This window comes from Paraburkholderia sp. PREW-6R, assembly GCF_039621805.1.
GTDB lineage: Bacteria > Pseudomonadota > Gammaproteobacteria > Burkholderiales > Burkholderiaceae > Paraburkholderia.
This window is the reverse complement of the sequence record NZ_CP155074.1, coordinates 1,724,689-1,742,760: the sequence shown is the minus strand read 5'-3', so window position 1 is coordinate 1,742,760 and position 18,072 is coordinate 1,724,689. Positions and strand designations below refer to the sequence as shown.

15 protein-coding genes are annotated in these 18,072 nt (G+C 60.1%); 8 read left to right on the top strand and 7 right to left on the bottom strand.

Annotated elements, in window-relative coordinates; all coding sequences use genetic code 11:
• Positions 1–44 precede the first annotated feature (44 nt).
• Positions 45–929, bottom strand: a complete 885-nt coding sequence (locus AAGS40_RS22910; protein WP_345815185.1) for a LysR family transcriptional regulator — start codon at positions 927–929, stop codon at positions 45–47.
• On the opposite strand from AAGS40_RS22910, the gene AAGS40_RS22905 reads away from it, so the two are divergent.
• The 7 genes from AAGS40_RS22905 (at position 915) to AAGS40_RS22875 (ending at position 9,533) form a co-directional block, all read left to right on the top strand.
• Positions 915–2,018: an SDR family oxidoreductase gene (locus AAGS40_RS22905; RefSeq protein WP_345815184.1), complete on the top strand. Its 1,104-nt coding sequence runs from the start codon at positions 915–917 to the stop codon at positions 2,016–2,018. The genes AAGS40_RS22910 and AAGS40_RS22905 overlap by 15 nt on opposite strands.
• 425 nt (positions 2,019–2,443) lie before the next feature.
• The gene (locus tag AAGS40_RS22900) at positions 2,444–4,345 is read left to right on the top strand and encodes a S9 family peptidase (RefSeq protein ID WP_345815183.1); all 1,902 of its coding nucleotides are present in this window, start codon (positions 2,444–2,446) and stop codon (positions 4,343–4,345) included.
• A gap of 244 nt (positions 4,346–4,589) precedes the next feature.
• On the top strand, positions 4,590–5,639 hold the full coding sequence (locus AAGS40_RS22895; RefSeq protein ID WP_345815182.1) for a DUF1254 domain-containing protein: 1,050 nt from the start codon (positions 4,590–4,592) through the stop codon (positions 5,637–5,639).
• 650 nt (positions 5,640–6,289) lie between these two features.
• A complete protein-coding gene (locus AAGS40_RS22890) occupies positions 6,290–7,099 on the top strand; it encodes an ATP-grasp fold amidoligase family protein (RefSeq protein WP_345815180.1) in 810 nt (269 codons plus the stop codon).
• Positions 7,100–7,348: 249 nt separating this feature from the next.
• Positions 7,349–7,954: a DUF6875 domain-containing protein gene (locus AAGS40_RS22885; RefSeq protein ID WP_345815179.1), complete on the top strand. Its 606-nt coding sequence runs from the start codon at positions 7,349–7,351 to the stop codon at positions 7,952–7,954.
• Positions 7,951–8,676 (top strand): MBL fold metallo-hydrolase, encoded by a 726-nt coding sequence (locus AAGS40_RS22880; RefSeq protein ID WP_345815178.1) that lies wholly within the window; start codon positions 7,951–7,953, stop codon positions 8,674–8,676. Before AAGS40_RS22885 ends, AAGS40_RS22880 begins: the two co-directional genes overlap by 4 nt.
• Before the next feature lie 446 nt (positions 8,677–9,122).
• Positions 9,123–9,533, top strand: a complete 411-nt coding sequence (locus AAGS40_RS22875) for a septal ring lytic transglycosylase RlpA family protein (protein WP_345815177.1) — start codon at positions 9,123–9,125, stop codon at positions 9,531–9,533.
• 24 nt (positions 9,534–9,557) lie between these two features.
• On the opposite strand, the gene AAGS40_RS22870 is transcribed toward AAGS40_RS22875, so the two are convergent.
• From AAGS40_RS22870 to AAGS40_RS22860, 3 genes are all read right to left on the bottom strand, one after another.
• Positions 9,558–10,466 (bottom strand): cation diffusion facilitator family transporter, encoded by a 909-nt coding sequence (locus AAGS40_RS22870; RefSeq protein ID WP_345815176.1) that lies wholly within the window; start codon positions 10,464–10,466, stop codon positions 9,558–9,560.
• Positions 10,467–10,580: 114 nt separating this feature from the next.
• Complete coding sequence (locus AAGS40_RS22865; protein ID WP_345815175.1) at positions 10,581–11,474, bottom strand: alpha/beta hydrolase; 894 nt, start codon at positions 11,472–11,474, stop codon at positions 10,581–10,583.
• A 253-nt stretch (positions 11,475–11,727) separates the two neighbouring features.
• Positions 11,728–12,864 carry a glutathione-independent formaldehyde dehydrogenase gene (locus AAGS40_RS22860; RefSeq protein WP_345815174.1) on the bottom strand — a complete coding sequence of 379 codons (1,137 nt, stop codon included), beginning with the start codon at positions 12,862–12,864 and terminating at the stop codon, positions 11,728–11,730.
• A 321-nt stretch (positions 12,865–13,185) separates the two neighbouring features.
• Here AAGS40_RS22860 and AAGS40_RS22855 point away from each other — a divergent pair, with 321 nt between their 5' ends.
• Positions 13,186–14,979, top strand: a complete 1,794-nt coding sequence (locus AAGS40_RS22855) for a RecQ family ATP-dependent DNA helicase (protein WP_345815172.1) — start codon at positions 13,186–13,188, stop codon at positions 14,977–14,979.
• Here the strand turns inward: AAGS40_RS22855 and AAGS40_RS22850 are convergent.
• Genes AAGS40_RS22850 through AAGS40_RS22840 form a run of 3 tightly spaced genes read right to left on the bottom strand, consistent with a single transcriptional unit; the run spans position 14,936 to position 18,070 of the window.
• Positions 14,936–15,952: a UDP-glucuronic acid decarboxylase family protein gene (locus tag AAGS40_RS22850; RefSeq protein WP_345815170.1), complete on the bottom strand. Its 1,017-nt coding sequence runs from the start codon at positions 15,950–15,952 to the stop codon at positions 14,936–14,938. The genes AAGS40_RS22855 and AAGS40_RS22850 overlap by 44 nt on opposite strands.
• A gap of 38 nt (positions 15,953–15,990) precedes the next feature.
• Complete coding sequence (locus AAGS40_RS22845; protein ID WP_345815169.1) at positions 15,991–16,947, bottom strand: glycosyltransferase family 4 protein; 957 nt, start codon at positions 16,945–16,947, stop codon at positions 15,991–15,993.
• A complete protein-coding gene (locus tag AAGS40_RS22840; RefSeq protein ID WP_345816552.1) occupies positions 16,937–18,070 on the bottom strand; it encodes a glycosyltransferase family 9 protein in 1,134 nt (377 codons plus the stop codon). The genes AAGS40_RS22845 and AAGS40_RS22840 overlap by 11 nt, the downstream gene beginning before the upstream one ends.
• Positions 18,071–18,072: the final 2 nt, after the last annotated feature.

The following is an 18,072-nucleotide window of genomic DNA, read 5'->3' as shown; positions in this document are numbered from 1 at the left end:
CCATCCCGTTGCGCGCTATAAATCACCAGGATGTCTTGTCATGGTCACGCTACCCGCTGGGCAAGCATCGTTGCAAAGAAGTCAGTGACGAGGCGCACACGCGCCGGTACAAACCTGCGCTTCGGCCAGATGAGGCTGACATCTCGCGGTTCATCCATAAACTGATCCAGCACGGTAACGATATCCGGATGCTGGAGTTCACCGACTAGCGACGCCCGGGAAAACATGCCAATGCCTAAGCCAGCGAGCACCCCGGAAAGAATCGTCTCGACACTATTGGATGAAAGATTGCCGCTCACCGGCACACTGACTGTCCCGTTTGGGCCGACAAACTTCCAACTTGCTGCGTCGTTGTAGACAAGACAATTGTGATCGACAAGGTCTTCCGGGACCATGGGCGGTTCATGTCGAGAAAAATAACGGCGTGACCCGACACATACGAGGGAAGTGCCCATCACCCGCTTTACTACGGCATCCTGATCGTGCACTTGACCGACTCTGATCGCCAGATCGATCCCGTCCGCAATCAGATTCTGGACGCCGTCCAACAGGCCAAGATCGAGTTTGATCTTCGGATGACGTGCCAACAATGGCGGAACGAGCGGAAGGACATGGAGCCGGCCGAAGGTAGAGGGCGCAGCGACTCTGACAAGGCCGGAAACGTCCAGCGTGCTGCTGGTTAGCGCTGCATCAGCTTCGTCCATTTCCTCCAGAAGCGGCTTGATAAGGTCGTAGTATTTCCGACCTTGATCGGTCAGCGTCACGCTGCGCGTGTTGCGATTGAATAGCAGCACGCCGAGCCGCTTTTCCAATGCGCCAATGGATTTGCTCATTCCCGATTGTGAATCGTCGAGCCGGCGCGCGGCCGCGGAAAAGCCGCCCGCCTCCACGACGGTAATAAAGGCGGTCAATTCATGAAATCGATCCATCGCATTCCCTTGATGAGCCAGCCGTGGCCCGCATCCATGTTGGCCAGAATCGGCTGCAAGACCTCCTCGAGGTCGACCACCTATTCTTTCAAAGAATGGCACCTATGGAAAATGCACTCATTATCATCTTCAGACAATCAACCTAGTATCAATGCACGCCCGCTTAACGGTCGATCGCAAGGCAAGGACCGCAACGTGCTGTCAACAAACAATGCGTGTCAGCGGCCCGCGACGATTGCGCAACCACGGAACCTCCGTTTGGCGGCGCTCCCTGATTCATTAGCGGAACAACTGATCAACAGGAATAAAGCCATGAGTACCGAAAGCAGTCATCAGGAACAATCGTCGCCATCCGTTATGAGTCTTGCAAGGAAAAGGGTGGTGGTAGTCGGAGGGAAAACGGGAATTGGCCTTGGAATCGCGCGGGCGGCGTATGCAGCGGGTGCGTCCGTCACGGTCGCGAGTCGGCGGATCGCCTCGGCGAAAGAACGGCCAGAGCTGGCAAATTTCGAACAGGTGACCTTGCATATTTGCGATGAGGCGGCGGTGAGAAAGGCCTTCGACGACATAGGTCCATTCGATCATCTCGCCGTCACCGCCGGGCCCGACCTGGGGACCTGGGGGACTTTCATGGACGACGATATGCGTGGCGTTCGAAGCTACTTCGACAACAAGTTTATGGGCAGCTGGGCCTGTGCGCGTTATGCAGCGCCCCATCTGAGAGCCAACGGTTCAATTACTCTCCTTACGGGCGGCCTCGCAGCACGACATAAAAGGGGCTTCAGCGCTGTCACCGCTGCGTTCGTCGCCGTGGAAGCATTGTCGGGCTCACTCGCCCTTGAACTGGCGCCCACCCGTGTCAATACGATACGTCCCGGCTACGTCGACACCGACTTGTGGCGCGTGATGTCCGACGAGGAGCGCCACGCCTTGAAGGCAAAAGTGCGTGAGTCTTTTCCGGCGCGACACGCCGGCACCGTCGATGATATTGGACACGCCGCGCTTTTCTTGATGACCAACGCTTATGTTACCGGCACCGTGATTGAGGTGTCCGGCGGTGAGAATCTCGTGCCCAGCGTTTTTCAGTGAGCACCCGGCCGCCGATTCGGTTTTGACGTAGCTGCATGCAGCGCTATCCATGCGCCGCTCAAGCCGGCGATCGGCGTTCCATGATTCGTGCGATGGTGCGCCGTGCACCCACGCACGCAAAAGCAGGTTGCTGGGCAGCTCGATCAGAACGCAACCGATAAAAAGTGCCTGCGGCCACTCCGCAGACAGCATGGGACAGTCCAGGAGCGTCTTGCATCAGGAGTTTTGCGAAATAGATAGTGATACGTTCCAGAGACGCGAGCATGTAGCAAAGGGTGAGGAAAGAAAGCAGCCGCCACTGGACCTTGCGGTACAAACCGTCAAGGGATGAACGCTGGCAGAAGCCGGTAGACGGGCGGTCTTGGACTCGTCGCCGCCCACGAGGGCGCGACTCGTGTTCAAATGCAACTTTCACGGAGGCATACATGGTCGCTCAATCGCAGCAGAACGGTGGCAGCCACGTTGGCGCCGTTAAACGGTACCCAGTGCGGGATTTCTTTCGCAGGCCCGATAAACAGTCGTTCACCATCGCGCCGGATGGACGTCACCTGTCTTTCCATGCGCGGCACGCGGGCCGCCAGAACATCTTCGTCCAGGCGATCGATGCAGACGGCGCACCCGTTGGCGAGCCGCGCGCGCTGACTCAGGAAACGGAGCGTGACGTGCCTGGCCACGCCTGGAAGGGAAACGATCAGATCCTGTTCGTCAAGGATTTCGGCGGTGACGAGAATTTCCATGTGCTGTCGGTGCCGGTAAGCGGTGGCGAGCCACGCGACCTGACGCCGTTCGAAGGCATCAGGGCCAGCATCGTCGACGACCTGCGCGACGACGACCGTCACCTGCTGATCCAGATGAATCGCCGCGATCCGCAGGTCTTCGACGTGTTCCGCGTGGATGTGGTGACGGGTGAACTGGCGCCCATCGCGGAGAATCCGGGCAATGTGATGAGCTGGATGACCGATCACGACGGGCGGCTGCGCGTCGCAATCGCGTCGGATGGCGTGAACCAGACGCTTCTCTATCGAGACGTCGAGACCGACCCTTTCCGCGCGATCCTGACCACGGATTTTCGCGAGACTGTCTCCCCATTGTTTTTCACGTTCGATAACAGGCGCCTGTATGTTCTGTCGAACCGCGGGCGCGACAAGGCCGCGATCTTCGAATTCGATCCCCAAGCGGCTACCGAGGGCGAGCTGCTGTTCGAGACCGGACACGTGGACGTCAGCGGTCTGTCGTATTCGGAACACCGGCGAGTGCTCACGGCCGCTTCCTATGTCGACGACAAGGTGCATCGCCACTTTTTCGACGATTGGGCACGCGAGATCCTCGGTGATCTCGAGCGTCAGTTGCCCGGGCAGGAGGTCAGCGTTGCAAGCATTACGCGCGACGAAACGCGCGCGATCGTACGTGCCGCGAGCGACCGCTCGGCGGGCTCGGTGTGGCTTTACGACATTGCGAGCCGCGGCCTCGTCAAGCTCGCGGACATGATGCCCTGGCTCGACCCGAACGATATGGTCCCCATGTCGCCGATCAGTATCACCGCACGCGATGGCCTGACACTTAACGGTTATCTGACCTTACCCGCCGGCTTCGAACTCGGGCAGCCGATGGCCGAGCCGTTGCCGCTGATCGTCAATCCGCACGGCGGACCGTGGGCGCGCGACCAGTGGGGCTTCAATGTCGAGGCACAACTGCTTGCCAATCGCGGCTATGCGGTACTGCAAATCAATTTTCGCGGTTCTACGGGATATGGCCGCGCTTTCTGGGAAGCGAGCTTCGGTCAATGGGGCCGCACGATGCAGAACGACATCGACGACGGCGTCGACTGGCTCGTGGCGCAAGGCATCGCCGATCCGGCGCGTATCGGCATTTACGGCGCGAGCTACGGCGGATACGCCACGCTGGCGGGCGTGGCGTTCACGCCGCACCGCTACGCGGCGGCGGTCGACTATGTGGGCGTATCGAATCTCTTCACATTGCTCGAGTCGATGCCGCCGTACTGGAAACCGATGCTCGACATGATGTACGAAATGATCGGCAACCCACAAACCGAAGAAGGGCGGCAAGCGCTGCACGATGCATCGCCGCTGTTCTTTGCCGACCAGATCGTGACGCCGCTCTTTGTCGCGCAAGGCGCCAATGACCCGCGCGTCAAGCAGGCCGAAAGCGACCAGATCGTAGAGGCGCTGCGCGCACGCGGGGTCGATGTCCAGTACATGCTCAAGGAAAACGAAGGGCACGGCTTTCGCAACGAGGAGAACCAGTTCGAGTTCTATGAGGCAATGGAAGCGTTCTTTGCCGAACATCTTGCGAAGGCGCCAGGGTAGTGAGCCTTGCGCGACGGACGACCTGACCGGAAACGCGAGGCGGAAATCGCCTCGCGACAATGCAGACCGCGCGAAGTCCGGCATGAGTTATCGTTCTGTCCACGCGACGCGCATCTTAGGTATCGGCAGGAGAACATAAGATACGGAAGCGGTCGCGACAAAGAACCGCGAATGGCCCAAGCGGCGTCGGCAGACGCGGACTTGCGGCTATTCACTCATCATCGGCTGATCAGAGGGTGCATTCATGAATAAAACTGCATTGGTGACGACCTGTATCGTGGGCCTCGTCGGCGCGGCCACCAGCGCCGCGGGGTCGGAGCCGGCCGCCGCCGGATCAACAGGGGCGAGCGTGCCTGTCACGGTCGATAATTTCGTGCGTGCCGAGTCGGACATGTACGTCGCCGCACTCGCGAAACAAGGTGGGTTGGGCAAACTGCTTCATCGTCGCGAACCTGCGTCGATCGATCATCAGACGGTCATCCGTCTGAATCGCGACACGCTTTATTCGTCCGGTGTGTTTGACCTGGACGCCGGTGCGGTCACCATCAGGATGCCCGACCCCGGCACCCGTTACATGGCCATGCAGGTGATCAATGAGGATCACTACGTGCCGAACGTATTCTACGGCGGCGGCACGCATACACTGACGCGCGAGAATGTCGGCACGCGTTACGTGGTGGTTGCCATTCGCACGCTCGTCGATCCGGCCAGCCCAACCGACATCGAGCAGGTACACAACCTGCAAGACGCGATTGCGGTCAGCCAGAGCGCGCCCGGCGCGCTGCAGATGCCGGCCTGGGATCCGGTGAGCCAGAAAAAGGTGCGTGAGGCGTTGCTGGTTCTTGCATCAACGATTCCCGACTTCAAGGGCGCATTCGGCCGCAAAGGTGAGGTGGACCCGGTACGACGCCTCGTTGGCGCAGCGGCGGCCTGGGGCGGCAATCCGGACAAGGACGCGACGTACCTGAACTTCACGCCGCCGAAGAACGACGGAAAGACCGTCTATCGCCTCTCGGTGAAGGATGTGCCGGTGGACGCGTTCTGGTCGGTGAGCGTCTATAACGACCAGGGTTACTTCGAGAAAAATCCGGCGAATGCCTACTCGGTCAACAATCTCACCGCGAAAAAAGGCGGTGACGGTTCGATCACGGTGCAGTTTGGCGGCTGTAACGGGCAGGTGCCGAATTGCCTCCCCGTGGTTGCCGGCTGGAATTACACAGTGCGTCTCTATCGGCCGCGCGCCGAGATCCTCAGCGGCGCGTGGACTTTCCCCGCGCCCGTACCGCTCGACTAACGCGCATTGAATCATTCACCGCCGCGGTGAAATCGGCGCGCAGGGTGGCACTGACTTCACCGCCGGGATAGAGCACACCTCGAAGCGCTAACCCTATCGACGGCCGGCCGCTCTCATTCGCACCTTTCATCGTGCTGACGCTGTAGCCAAACACCTTGGCTTACGGTCGCAGCCGACAAAACACGGTGCGAATTTTTCCTCACAAGCGCCTCCGATGATTGCCGGATGCGCAACTTTTGCGTCTCAACAGACAGCAAAGTCCCGGATTGTGCCAAGACCTCCAGACTTTCGGACACGCCAAATCGTGTGCGGATTTATTCGGCTATGCTTCACTGCAACATAAGCCGAAGTGGGCATGCAGGCGGCCACCGGTTCGTTTCATCTATCGCGAGTGGAGTCTTTCAATGAGCACGCCTGACAAACTACGGCGGCGAACGTCCTTTTCTCAGTCGCCTGCTCTGCCGGGACTGACGCAGCGTTTGCCGGCGCAGGTGAGCGGTCAGGCGCAGTCGGGCTCCGCACATACAGGTGGCGTAGGCGAGCGGTTCAGCGCAATTCGCACACGCGTTCTCCATGGCGTGAAGTTTTTCCTTCCTGACGCGGTCTTTCTGTTTTTTTCCCATCGCAGAAGAGTCGGACGCTTTCCGAATATGAGGAAGGCGCAGACCTTCAACGAAATCATGCTCGATCGGTGCCTGCATCCCGATCCGCTGTGGAGCACGCTAGCCGACAAACTCGCCGTGCGTAACTATGTGAAAAGCACAATCGGCGAAAAGCATCTCGTCCCACTGATTGCCGTACCCGATGCGTTCACCCAGCAGGTGTTCGATGCGTTGCCCGCGTCTTTCGTGATGAAAGCGAACCACGGTTGCGCATTCGTCAAGGTAGTGCGGGACAAATCCGATGTGTCGTTCGAGCAACTGAAACAGCTTGCCGATGAATGGCTTGCCACCGACTTCTACCTCGCGTCGCGCGAACGTCACTACAGGTCGATCAAGCCGAGGATTTACTTCGAGCAACTTCTGCTCGACCGGACGGGAAACATCCCTGCCGATTACAAAATGCACATCTTCACGCGCGAGCAGGGCGACCCGATCGTACTGACCGGCGTGATCTCCGACCGGTTCGGCAGCCCTCGGCACGATTTCTACGACACCGACTGGAAGCGGATGGATATCGTGTTGGGGGACTACCCATGCAGCACGGTGCCGGCCGAACGCCTGCCGAACTGGGATGAAGTGATTCGCGTCGCCACGCGGCTGACTGAAGAGTTGGGCTATGTGCGTGTGGACCTTTATGTATTCGACGACGAGATCTTCTTCGGCGAGTTGACCTTCACGCCTGGCGCAGGCGTCGCCCCTATCCTGCCCGAGCGCTACGACTACGAGTGGGGGCAGTTGATCAATGCAATGCCACCGCCGCTTGCGCGGCGCAGTGAGGGAATGTCCCCGGGGAAATAGTCCCGGTCTGGTTTTGCGTTTCAGCTTACCTCTGTAGACCGTACGGATTTCAAGCGCGGGTTTAATTGCGACGGACAGCGTCGCTTTTTGCGTCCTGTCTCTCCCGACCTCCCGCTGCGTCCGCGCGAGTGACCTTTGAAGTGTCAGGCAATAACGGAATTAATCGGCTACATACCAACGGACGCGCTGTTGCGGCTGCGTCAATGTCACCTGAGCGTGACCGGCATCAGCGATTTGACGAGGTTGAACATGGCGACGCATCTGTCGGAATCAGAACGTCTAACTTTTGAAGAAGCTTTGCTCGATGAAAGCCTGGCCAGTGTGATGGCCTGGATCGAGCATTTTCTCTGCGCGCCCAACACGGCACTGGGCAGGCTCGGCGATGTGTGCCCGTTCGCAAAAACGGCCATGCTGAAGCGCGCGATCACGTTTTACAGAAACTACTCCGAAAGCGTGCCGTGTCTCGCGAGGGATATGGAGCAGCACATGGAAGAATTTCAGCAGAGTGCTGGAATGAACGATGTGTATCAGTGCCGGATCATCGTGCCAAACAGGCTTGACGACGTTGCCGCCGCGGTAGAAGCTGTGCAGATGCAGCTCAAGCCCGCATTTGTCGAGCGACACATGATGATCGGTCAGTTCTTTCAAGCATGTGAGGAGCCGGGGCTATGGAGCAAAGATTTTCGCCCGTTGCAGTCGCCGGTCCCGCTACTGGCGATCCGAAACATGGTGCCAACGGACATTGCGTTCCTGCACGGTAACGACAACTATGTCCGCGCTTATCTGGAGAAGTTTGGAAAGCGCGGAAGCATTGCACTTGCGCAGTTCGAGACAGCGATGGAGACACGTCAATGACCACCTCGAAAGTGGATGTTTTTGCGGACCATGTTTACCGCAACAGCATCTTTATCGACAAGCTCAAGCTGAGTTTCAGCCAGTTCTTTCTGAAAACGCCTTCTGGCGGCGTTGTCTGCATCGAGACGGGAATGAGGAGCGACTTTCCGCTACTGAAATCGAATCTGCAAGCGGCAGGGATCGATGTCGGCTCGGTGGGCAGTGTAATCGTGCCGCATTTCGAAGCGGACGAAATGGGCGCATTGCCGGAGTTCATGACGCTGAACAGGAATCTGGTCGCTTACGCGCATCCAATCTGCTCGCACGCGCTTGCCGACGTTTTCTCCGTCAAAACGAAGCCGCTCAAAGACGAGGCTCCGGTCACCATCAACGAAGAATCGTTCATTCCGATCTTCGCCAAGCACGTTCATCAGTGGGATTCGCTGGTGATTTATGTACCGCGCCTGAAGGCGCTTTTCTCGTCCGATATCTTCATGAGATTCGGCCCTGTCGACGCAGGCAGCGGCAACGCGTTGCCGGACATTGTCGCGTCGATCGAGAAATCAGGCTATTTACCGTCGGTCGATCATTTGCGTCACGCTCTGAATAAAATAAAAAAATACGATATTGAATGGATCTTTCCGATGCACGGTCCCGCGATTCAGGGTAACCCTGCCGAGCTGATCGACGGATTGATCGAGTATTGCGAGCGAAGCGGATTGAAGGAAGCAGTCGAGGGCTGACAGCGCGCAATACGCGTACGGAGGTCGGGGTGATCTGTCGGTCAGTTACCGTACAGTCATCCTTGTGCTGGAGCGATTATTCATCAACAGCGCAAAAGCGTGCGTACTTCGCGATCCGTATATTGAACAGACAAAGCCCGGACATATACCATACGTCAATTTCCGGCTGACGTATTGGACTGTCTAATAGCCCCAATACTCATGTCAAACAGGGCGCAGACGTAACCCGTCGCCCTTCGACAGAGTTAAATACGGGCGAAGGGGCGCGCATGACGAAAACTCTCTTGAACTTCACTCATTGCTCGCGGCTCTGCCGCGAGGCTGCGCTCATTACGGTTTTTGCTTTCCTCTGTCCATTCCTCGCGCGCGCCAGTTTTGCAGCGCAAAACTCGAATTCAGATGCCCCCGTATCCGTCAGTTCGCCGAGTACAAAGGGCGCTGAAAACATGAAGCTCGACCGCAGCGGCAAGACGCGCAAGGGCAAGGCCTCGTATTACGGACACGAGTTCTACAAGAAAAAAATGGCGGATGGCACGCCAATGGACCCGCAATCCAACGAAGCCGCGAGCAAGACCTTGCCGCTCGGTACCAAGGCGAAGGTCACGAATCTGGAGAATGGCAGCAGCGCGGTCGTCGAGATCAGGGATCGCGGGCCCTATGTGAAAGGCCGGATTGTCGATGTGTCGCCTAAGACTGCGGACAAACTGGGCCTGAAGGAAGACGGCACCGCGCCCGTCGAAGTGAAGCCGGTAGAAGTGCCTCAAGCCGACGGTTCTGTCAAACCGGGCACGGGCGCACAAGGCGCGACCGCTGGCGTCTCGCCCGTCGACCTGAAAGAAACCCGGAACGGGCGTTGACTTCTGCCGGTCCGGCGACCGGTGCTATTTGACGAGATCGTCCAGCCGCTCGTCGTCGATGCCTGCGGGTTCGAGATGGGCCGTGACATCAGCAGCCTGGAACAGCCGTTGGACCGCTTTTTCGGCAATGTCTCCAATGGTGTGACCTTGTTCGACGGTGAGCGCGCCGTTCACCTCCAGATGGAACTCGACGAAGATCCGGTCGCCGCCATTTCGGGTCCGCAGATCGTGCACCGACTCTACGCCGTCACAGGCGCGCACCGCGGCCTCGATGCGCTCGCGATCGGCAAGGTCCAGCTCGCGGTCGAGCAGTTGGACTAGCGCGTGCATAGCCATCCCACGAGCGTTCCACAGCATGTACACAGAAATGGCGAGCGCACCGACCGAGTCGGCCCACAACCAGCCAAGAAGACGTTCGAGCAATAGCGCGATCAGTACCGCGATGTTGACCGCGACGTCGGTGACATAGTGCGCCCTGTCCGCTGCAATGGCTGTCGACTGGGTGCGTCTAACGACGAGCGTCTGCATAGCGACCAGTCCGGCAGCCGCGAAAGAACTGCCGACGATCACCGCAATGCCGAAGCCGGTTTGGCTGAGCGGCTGGGGAACGAGCAAACGGCGGATCGACTCGACGCCAAGGCCGACCGCGGCGGCGCCGAGCAGCAGCGCCTGCACAAAAGCCGCCACTGCCTCGGCCTTGCCATGCCCGTAGCGGTGTCCGCTGTCGGCAGGTCGCGCGGCATAGCGCACGCCCGCAAAAGTCACGGACGACGCGACTACGTCGACCAGCCCGTCTGCGGCCGCGGTCAGCAGCGAGATGGAGCCGGTTGCGAGCCATGCCCACAACTTGACCACGACCAGCGCCAACGCCACGACGAGCGCGACGACGGAGGCCATGTGCCGAAGCGCGGCATCGGACCTGCGGTCTGACATCGTGATGATCTCTTTGTCGACAGAATGGGTGAACGATACGCGGGTTTTGAACGATTGCCGACCCTTGGCCGCTTTCGCCCCTGATGAACACTCGGGCAGCGCGCGGCGACTACGTTACCCCGCCCATCCATGAACATCGAGTAGCGCCTGTGCAAAAGCGTCCGGCGCTTCCTGCGGCAGGTTATGTCCGACGTTCGGCACGACACGGTTCTCATGGCGTCCAGTAAAACGCTTGAGGCCGTTCTGTCTCGCGCCAGGCGGGGACACGCCGTCGGCGTCGCCGTCGAGCGTGATAGTGGGCACGGTGATGGGCGGCATGGCGGCCAGTTGCCGTTCCAGGTCGTCGAACTGAGGGTCGCCTTCAACCAGGCCGAACCGGTGCCGGTACGAGTGAATGACTACGTCGACGAAGTCCGGATTGTCGAACGCGACCGCTGTACGCGCGTAGGTTTCGTCGTCGAATTTCCAGGTGGGCGACCAGAGCGACCATAACAGGCGGCAGAAATCCGCGCGGTTTTCGTCGAGACCTGCGCGGCCGCGTTCGCCGTGAAAGTAGTACTGATACCAGAGCCGGTGTTCCTTCTCAGGGGTATCGGGTGTCATCGCCCTCGCGATGTTCTGGATGTTGTAGCCGTTGACCGACACGAGCCCGCGCGCTCTCGAAGGAAACAACGCGGCCGCGATACAGGCCGCACGTCCGCCCCAGTCGTAACCGCCCAGGATGGCCTGTTCAATCTCAAGCGCGTCGAGGAGCGCGAGCAGGTCGGCGCCGAGCGCAGCCTGTTGCCCCGAGCGGGGGGTGGTGGGCGCGAGAAACCGCGTGGGTCCATAGCCGCGCAGATATGGCGTGATCACGCGTGCGCCTGCAGATGCGAGGCGAGGCGCGACTTCATCGTATGCGTGGACGTCGTACGGAAAACCATGCAGCAGAACCGCCGGCCAGCCGTTGGCGTCACCCTGTTCGTCGTACGCGATATCGAGCAGATTCGTGGCAATGGTTTTCAGCATCGCGACACCCTGAGCAAAAGAGGTTGCAGGTCGCCGTTGACCACTGGCTGATGGTCGATTCAAGCCGGCATGGCGTCGATTTTAACGTTGTCGATCCATGCCGGCTATTTCATAGCCATTCGCCCTTTGTCGAACCCTCGGGTGACGTTCTGCTGGGAGGCCGGCATCCGGCGATATGGTTGCGCGTCGATCAGGCTGCACGAACGCGCGCAGCCGTCGCCAAATCTGCGGCGGCCATACGGTGGATTGCGCCTCAGGCCGCGGGCTTCAACACGACCTTGGTCCAACCTTCGTCCCGCTCGTCAAAGTGCTTGTAGCCTTCCGCAGCCTGCTCCAGCGGCAACTCATGAGAAATGATCTGCGACGGCTTGGCCTTGCCTGCCGAAATCAGGTCACGCAGACGACGGTTATAGGCTTTCACGTTCGCCTGACCGGTAGCGATTTTCTGACCCTTCATCCACAACTGGCCGAAATCGAGCGCGATCTGCCCTTTCTTCGCCAGGTCGTCCTCGGCCTTCGGATCTTCGGCGACAAACACGCCCACCACACCAATGCCGCCTGTCGGACGGACGGCCTTGATCAGGTTGTTCATGGTCAGGTTCGGCACTTCATGCCCCTTGCAGCTGCACTGATAACCGACACATTCACAGCCACGGTCCGCGCCTTCGCCGCCGGTCATTTCCAGAATGCGATCCGCTGAATGGCCGTCGCTGTCGTCTACTGGAATGGCGCCGATCTTTTCAGCGAGTTTCAAACGATCAGGATGACTATCGACCACCATGATCTTGCTTGCGCCTTTGATCTGCGCCGACAGAGCAGCCATTAATCCCACTGGCCCGGCGCCGTAGATCACCACGCTTTCACCGGGCAACACGCCCGCAAGCTCCGTTGCGTGATAGCCGGTCGGAAAAATGTCCGACAGCATCACATAATCGTTTTCCTTTTCGAGCGCATCGGGCGGCAATACGAGGCAGTTGAAGTCGCCGAATGGCACGCGCAGATATTCAGCCTGGCCGCCGCTATAGGGGCCCATTCCAGCAAAACCGTAGGCCGCGCCCGCCATGCCCGGATTGGCTGTCAGACAGAAGCCGGTCAACCCGCGCTCGCAGTTCTTGCAGAAGCCGCAACCGATATTGAACGGGAGGCATACGCGATCACCGACTTTGATCCGCTCGACGCCGGGTCCCACCTCCACGACTACGCCGAGATTTTCGTGGCCAAGAATACGGCCTGTTTCCATGTTCGTGCGGCCCTCATACATATGCAGGTCGGAGCCGCAAATGTTGGTCGTGGTGATTCTGACGAGAACATCGTTCGGACGCTCGATCTTCGCGTCGGGCATGTCTTTCACGACAACCTGACGGGGGCCTTCATACACGAGTGCTTTCATCCTGATCTCCTATGTGCGAACGTGCGCCAATCTGGCGACGGTTTGCGAACCGCAGCACCGCGCATGCCCGCCATTGCTTTTCAGAAGAAATGCGACGACCGGGCGCTGCACTGTGCCAGACGCTTCAAGCCAGCTTCGGTTAGCACCGGGTCGCACAGGGTCGCACCGCCGACCGCGGAACGCGGCTTGCTCACGTGCTTGTTCAAGCCGGATCGGCCGGTAACAGGATCCACTATGAGTGACCATAGGCAGCTGAATATGCAGACAACGTTGCAGCAGCGAAGCAAACAGCCTCAGCCCTAAGTACAGACCGCGCACTTTATGACACTCGACCAGCGGCTTAGAAGTATGCGCAAGACCATGCGCAACATGTTCGGCATCGCGCGACTGCGCGCCGGCCAGGAAGACATCATTCGCAGCGTGCTCGAGCGGCATGACACGCTTGCCACCATGCCAACCGGCGCAGGCAAATCGCTGTGCTACCAACTGCCCGCACTGCATCTGGATGGCGTGACCTTAGTCGTATCGCCGCTCATCGCGTTGATGAAAGATCAGGCGGACAAACTGCTTGCGGCCGGAATCGATTGCACGGTGGTCAACAGCACACTGCGCAGCCGTGCGGAACGCGAGGCACTGCAACGCATTGCGACCGGCGAAAGCGGTATCGTGTTCGTTACGCCGGAGCGCCTGGCGCAGCCGGCTTTCATCGACATACTGCGCTCGCGGCCTGACGCGAGCCTGGCGCCGCGCGTCGGACTCGTGGTTGTCGACGAAGCACATTGCGTGTCTCATTGGGGACACGATTTCCGGCCGGCATTCCTCGAAATCGCCAATGCGGTGAAGGCGCTCGGCCAACCGCCCGTGCTCGCACTGACCGCGACGGCAACGGCCACCGTGCTCGACGACATCGTTCGGTCTCTCGGGCTGCGTGATCCGCGCATCGTTCGTACGGGCACGTTGCGCGAGAATCTACGCTACCGCGTGGTTCAGGTCAGCACGGCCGGCGGCAAAGACGGTGCGCTTCGCGCGATCGAGGCCAAGCGCGAGCAACTGCATGAACTGCTCGCTTCGCTGAAAGGCTCGGGCATCATCTACGCCGCCACCGTGGCCGATGTCGAACGCATTTACGGCTGGCTCGTCGAAGCGGGCGAGTCTGTTTCGCGCTATCACGGTCGCCTGCCGACAGCGGCGCGCGATCAGGCGCAGGAAAGCTTCATGTCCGGCGATACGCGGCTCATGATCGCAACGAACGCGTTTGGGATGGGCATCGACAAGGCCGATATCCGCTTCGTGATCCACTACCAGATTCCCGGCAGTCTCGATGCGTACTACCAGGAAACCGGCCGCGCGGGGCGCGATGGCGAGCCTGCCGATTGCGTGCTGCTGTTCGATCTCAACGACCGGCGCATCCAGCAATTCTTTCTGGCGGGGCGTTATCCGAGTCTCGAACTGGCGCAACGTGTGTACGATACGCTGGCAAGGCACTGCAAGGAAGACGCAAAGGGCGTGACGCTCGCGTCACTCAAAAACGATTTGCCGGAAGTCGGCGGCGGAAAGCTAGAAGTCGCACTGAACATGCTCCAGAACGCCCGGATCGCGGGACGTGACCGGCAGCGTCGTTATCGGCTTTTGACGCGTGCTGCGACAGGTGACCATGCCGCGGCGAGCGCGCGTGACGCGGTAGAGAAAGCCGCAGCAAAATTCGAGCAGATGAGCGCGCACGACAAGGAAACGCTCCAGCAGATGATCGATTATGCGCAGACTGGCCGCTGTCGTTGGCGCGCGATTCTCGACTACTATGGCGACTCGATGCATGCGGAGCGCTGCGGCGTGTGTGATAACTGCGTGAATCCTACGCTGATCGACGCACGTCCGGACAGCGAAGCGATCGCCGTGGACAATCCATCCGCGCCTGAGTCGCTCGCTGGAACGGCAGTCAAGCGCGAAGCGCCGCCACGCCAGTGGGCGCCAGGCGACGCGGTTCGGGTGCCGCGTTACGGCGCGGGCGAAGTGGCCCTCGCAAGCGGTGAGCAGGTCGCCGTTCAGTTTCCCGACGGCCGCACGCGCACTTTCATGGCGAGCTATGTGCGGGCGGCGCGACAACTCCAGCAGTAGCGGCTGCACGACCTCCCGCGCCGGCTTCGATCCGTGCACGGAAATAGCGGGCGGTCGCGCGCAATCCGTCGTCCAGTGCGGTATGGGGCTGCCAGCCAAGAAGCTGATGCGCACGCGTGATATCCGGCTGACGGTGCCACGGGTCGTCGGTTGGCAAAGGGCGGAGTTCGATCGGCGACGCGGAGCCCGTAATCGCAACAATGCGCTGCGCAATCTCACGCATGCTGATTTCATGCGGATTGCCCAGATTGACAGGGCCGGCGGGATCGTCCGCCGTGTTCATCAGGCGGATAAATGCGTCCACCATATCGTCCACGTAACAGAACGAGCGCGTCTGCGACCCGTCGCCATACAGCGTGATGGGATCGCCTTGCAGTGCCTGCATCATGAAGTTGGACACGACCCGGCCATCGGCAGGGTGCATGCGCGGCCCATACGTGTTGAAGATCCGCGCAATGCGGATCGACAGACCGTGCTGCCGGCGATAGTCCATGAACAGTGTCTCGGCACAACGCTTGCCTTCGTCGTAGCATGAACGTGGGCCGATCGGGTTCACGTGTCCCCAGTAGTCCTCCGTCTGCGGATGCACGAGCGCATCGCCATACACTTCGCTCGTCGACGCCTGAAAAATCTTTGCCTTCACGCGTTTGGCGAGCCCAAGCATGTTGATTGCGCCATGCACGCTCGTCTTCGTGGTTTGCACCGGATCATGCTGGTAGTGAATGGGCGAAGCAGGGCATGCAAGGTTATAGATTTCATCCACCTCGACATATAACGGAAATGTCACGTCGTGACGCATCAGTTCAAAATTCGCGCAGTCGAAGAGATGCGCGATGTTGTCTTTCGTACCGGTATAAAAGTTGTCGACGCAAAGCACATCGTGCCCTTGCGTGACGAGTCGTTCGCATAGGTGCGAGCCGAGGAAGCCGGCGCCGCCGGTAACCAGAATCCGCTTGCGGGTGAGTTCTTTCATGGTGCGTCGTCCTTCGGTAGGTTACGGGCTGCGTGCACTCAAGTTGCAACGCGCAACAACGTGTCATGCCATTCCTGCGCAAAGCGGTCGATGTGAAAACGCTCAAGCGCGGTGAGCCGTGCGCCTTCGCCAAGCCGCCGCGCTTCGCCGGGATCGCGAATCAGCGCGTTCATCGCGTCGACGAGCGCGTCGACGTCCGTATGAATGAAGCCGTTCTCGCCGTTGCGAATGACGGTGGCCAGTTCGGTGGTCGCGAGACCGACGATCGGCATCCCTATCGTCATTGCTTCGACAATCGCGAGACCGAGGCTGGTCCAGCGGATCGGATTGAAAAAGAAGCGATAGCGTGCCGTGAACGCAGCGAGTTCGAGATTGCCGATCTCGCCGATACCAGCGAGACTCTGCGCATCCATTCCCACCAGATCGAGCGGCACCCGTTCCCGGGTTTCGGTGAATACGTCTGCGCCAAGGCGGCGGCCGCGTTGCGCCAGGTGATTCACCACGACGATTCCACGTGCCAGTTCTCCGCTGTAACGCACCCCTTCAGGCACGACTACACCATGTTCGATGACCGTAGTCGGCGTCGCGCCGCTGTCCCACATCAGGCGATTGAAGTGGGTCACGTGAACGAGCAGCGTGCCTGGATCGTCGACCCAATGCCGCTGTTCGAACGGATTTTCCTGCGGCGGGTCGTGTTCGATATAGACACGCGGCAATCGCTGCTGTGCGGCGCTCAACACCTGTTCGCGGTCATGCTCCCAATGACTCCTGTGCTGATACAGGATGACGTCGAACTCCTGGTTGCGCACGTCGTCGGCCGAGACTTCATGGACGTTGTCGCCCCACGGCAGTACACCGACTTTTCCGGCATGCCCCGGCGGATGCCCGGGTTTCGTGACGAGATAGAACTCATGCGGCGTTTGCGTGAGGTAGTAGAGGTAGTTGCCGTGCACGTGCCAGGTTAATACGCGCAGGCGTCGGCGGTCATGCAGCATGCGGCAGCTCCGTGAAAGGATAGCCGCACGCATGCAGCGCGTGCGGTGCACCGCGATGCGCGCCCAGCACGTGGGCGAGCTGGGTACGTGCAGCGTCGACCACCTGCTCGACGCTCACGTTCAGCGCACAAGGATGCCCATACGGACATTCGCGGAAACTGCATGGCCGGCATGCCGGATAGTCGGCGAGTACGAGGTGCCGGGCGTGGTCGAGCGGCGCCCAGCGTCGCGTATCGCTGCCGGATGCAATCACTACCGACGAGGTCCTCACCGCTGCTGCGATGTGCGAAATGCCGGTGTCGTTGCACACGACGAGGCGTGCGTGCGCCACCAGCGCCGCGAGTCCACCGAGCGAGGTCGCGCCCGCCAGATGAAGCGCGGGCGAAGTCATTGCGCCCAACACGGCGCCTGTCAGCGGTGTTTCCGCCACGGTGCCGGTGATGGCGATCTGCCAGCCGTCGGCGGCGAGATTGTCGGCCACGCCGGCAAAACGCTCGGCAGGCCAGCGACGCGACGGCAATTGCGCGCCAGGATGAATCAGCACGAGTCGCTCGGCTTCCACACCATGCACGGCGACAAGCTCCGCATATTCGTCAGCGTCGCGTGCGTCTAACGGAAACGAAAGTTGCCGGTCCGAGGCGGGTGCGCCCAACGCGCTGGTCAATGCGAGATAGCGCTCCGATTCGGGCAGATCGTCCGGCCAGCCAATGAAGCAACCCTGCCGGACCGTTTCCTCAGGCTGCACGAAGCCGGCGCAGGCCCTCGCACCGAATTCGAATAACAGATCGTTGGCGATACCGCCGCTTCCGTGCAACTGGATGGCCAGATCGAAACGGCGTGCGCGCATCTGCTCGAAAAAATCGGGCAGTTGCGCATCGGACTCCGGTTGCTCGGGAAAGCCGACCGCGCCAGGAAACACAATCAGTTCGTCGACGAGATCCGCATAACGATCCACGAAACTTTGCGCCCACGGCAGGCCGATCAACGCGATGTGTGCGTCCGGCGCCGCCTCACGCAGCGCTCGCAACGCGGGCACGGCGCACAGCATGTCGCCCAGCTGCAGCGCGCGAAAGATGACGATGCGGCGCGGCGCAAGCGCGCTCAGGAACGCTGGCGTATTCATAG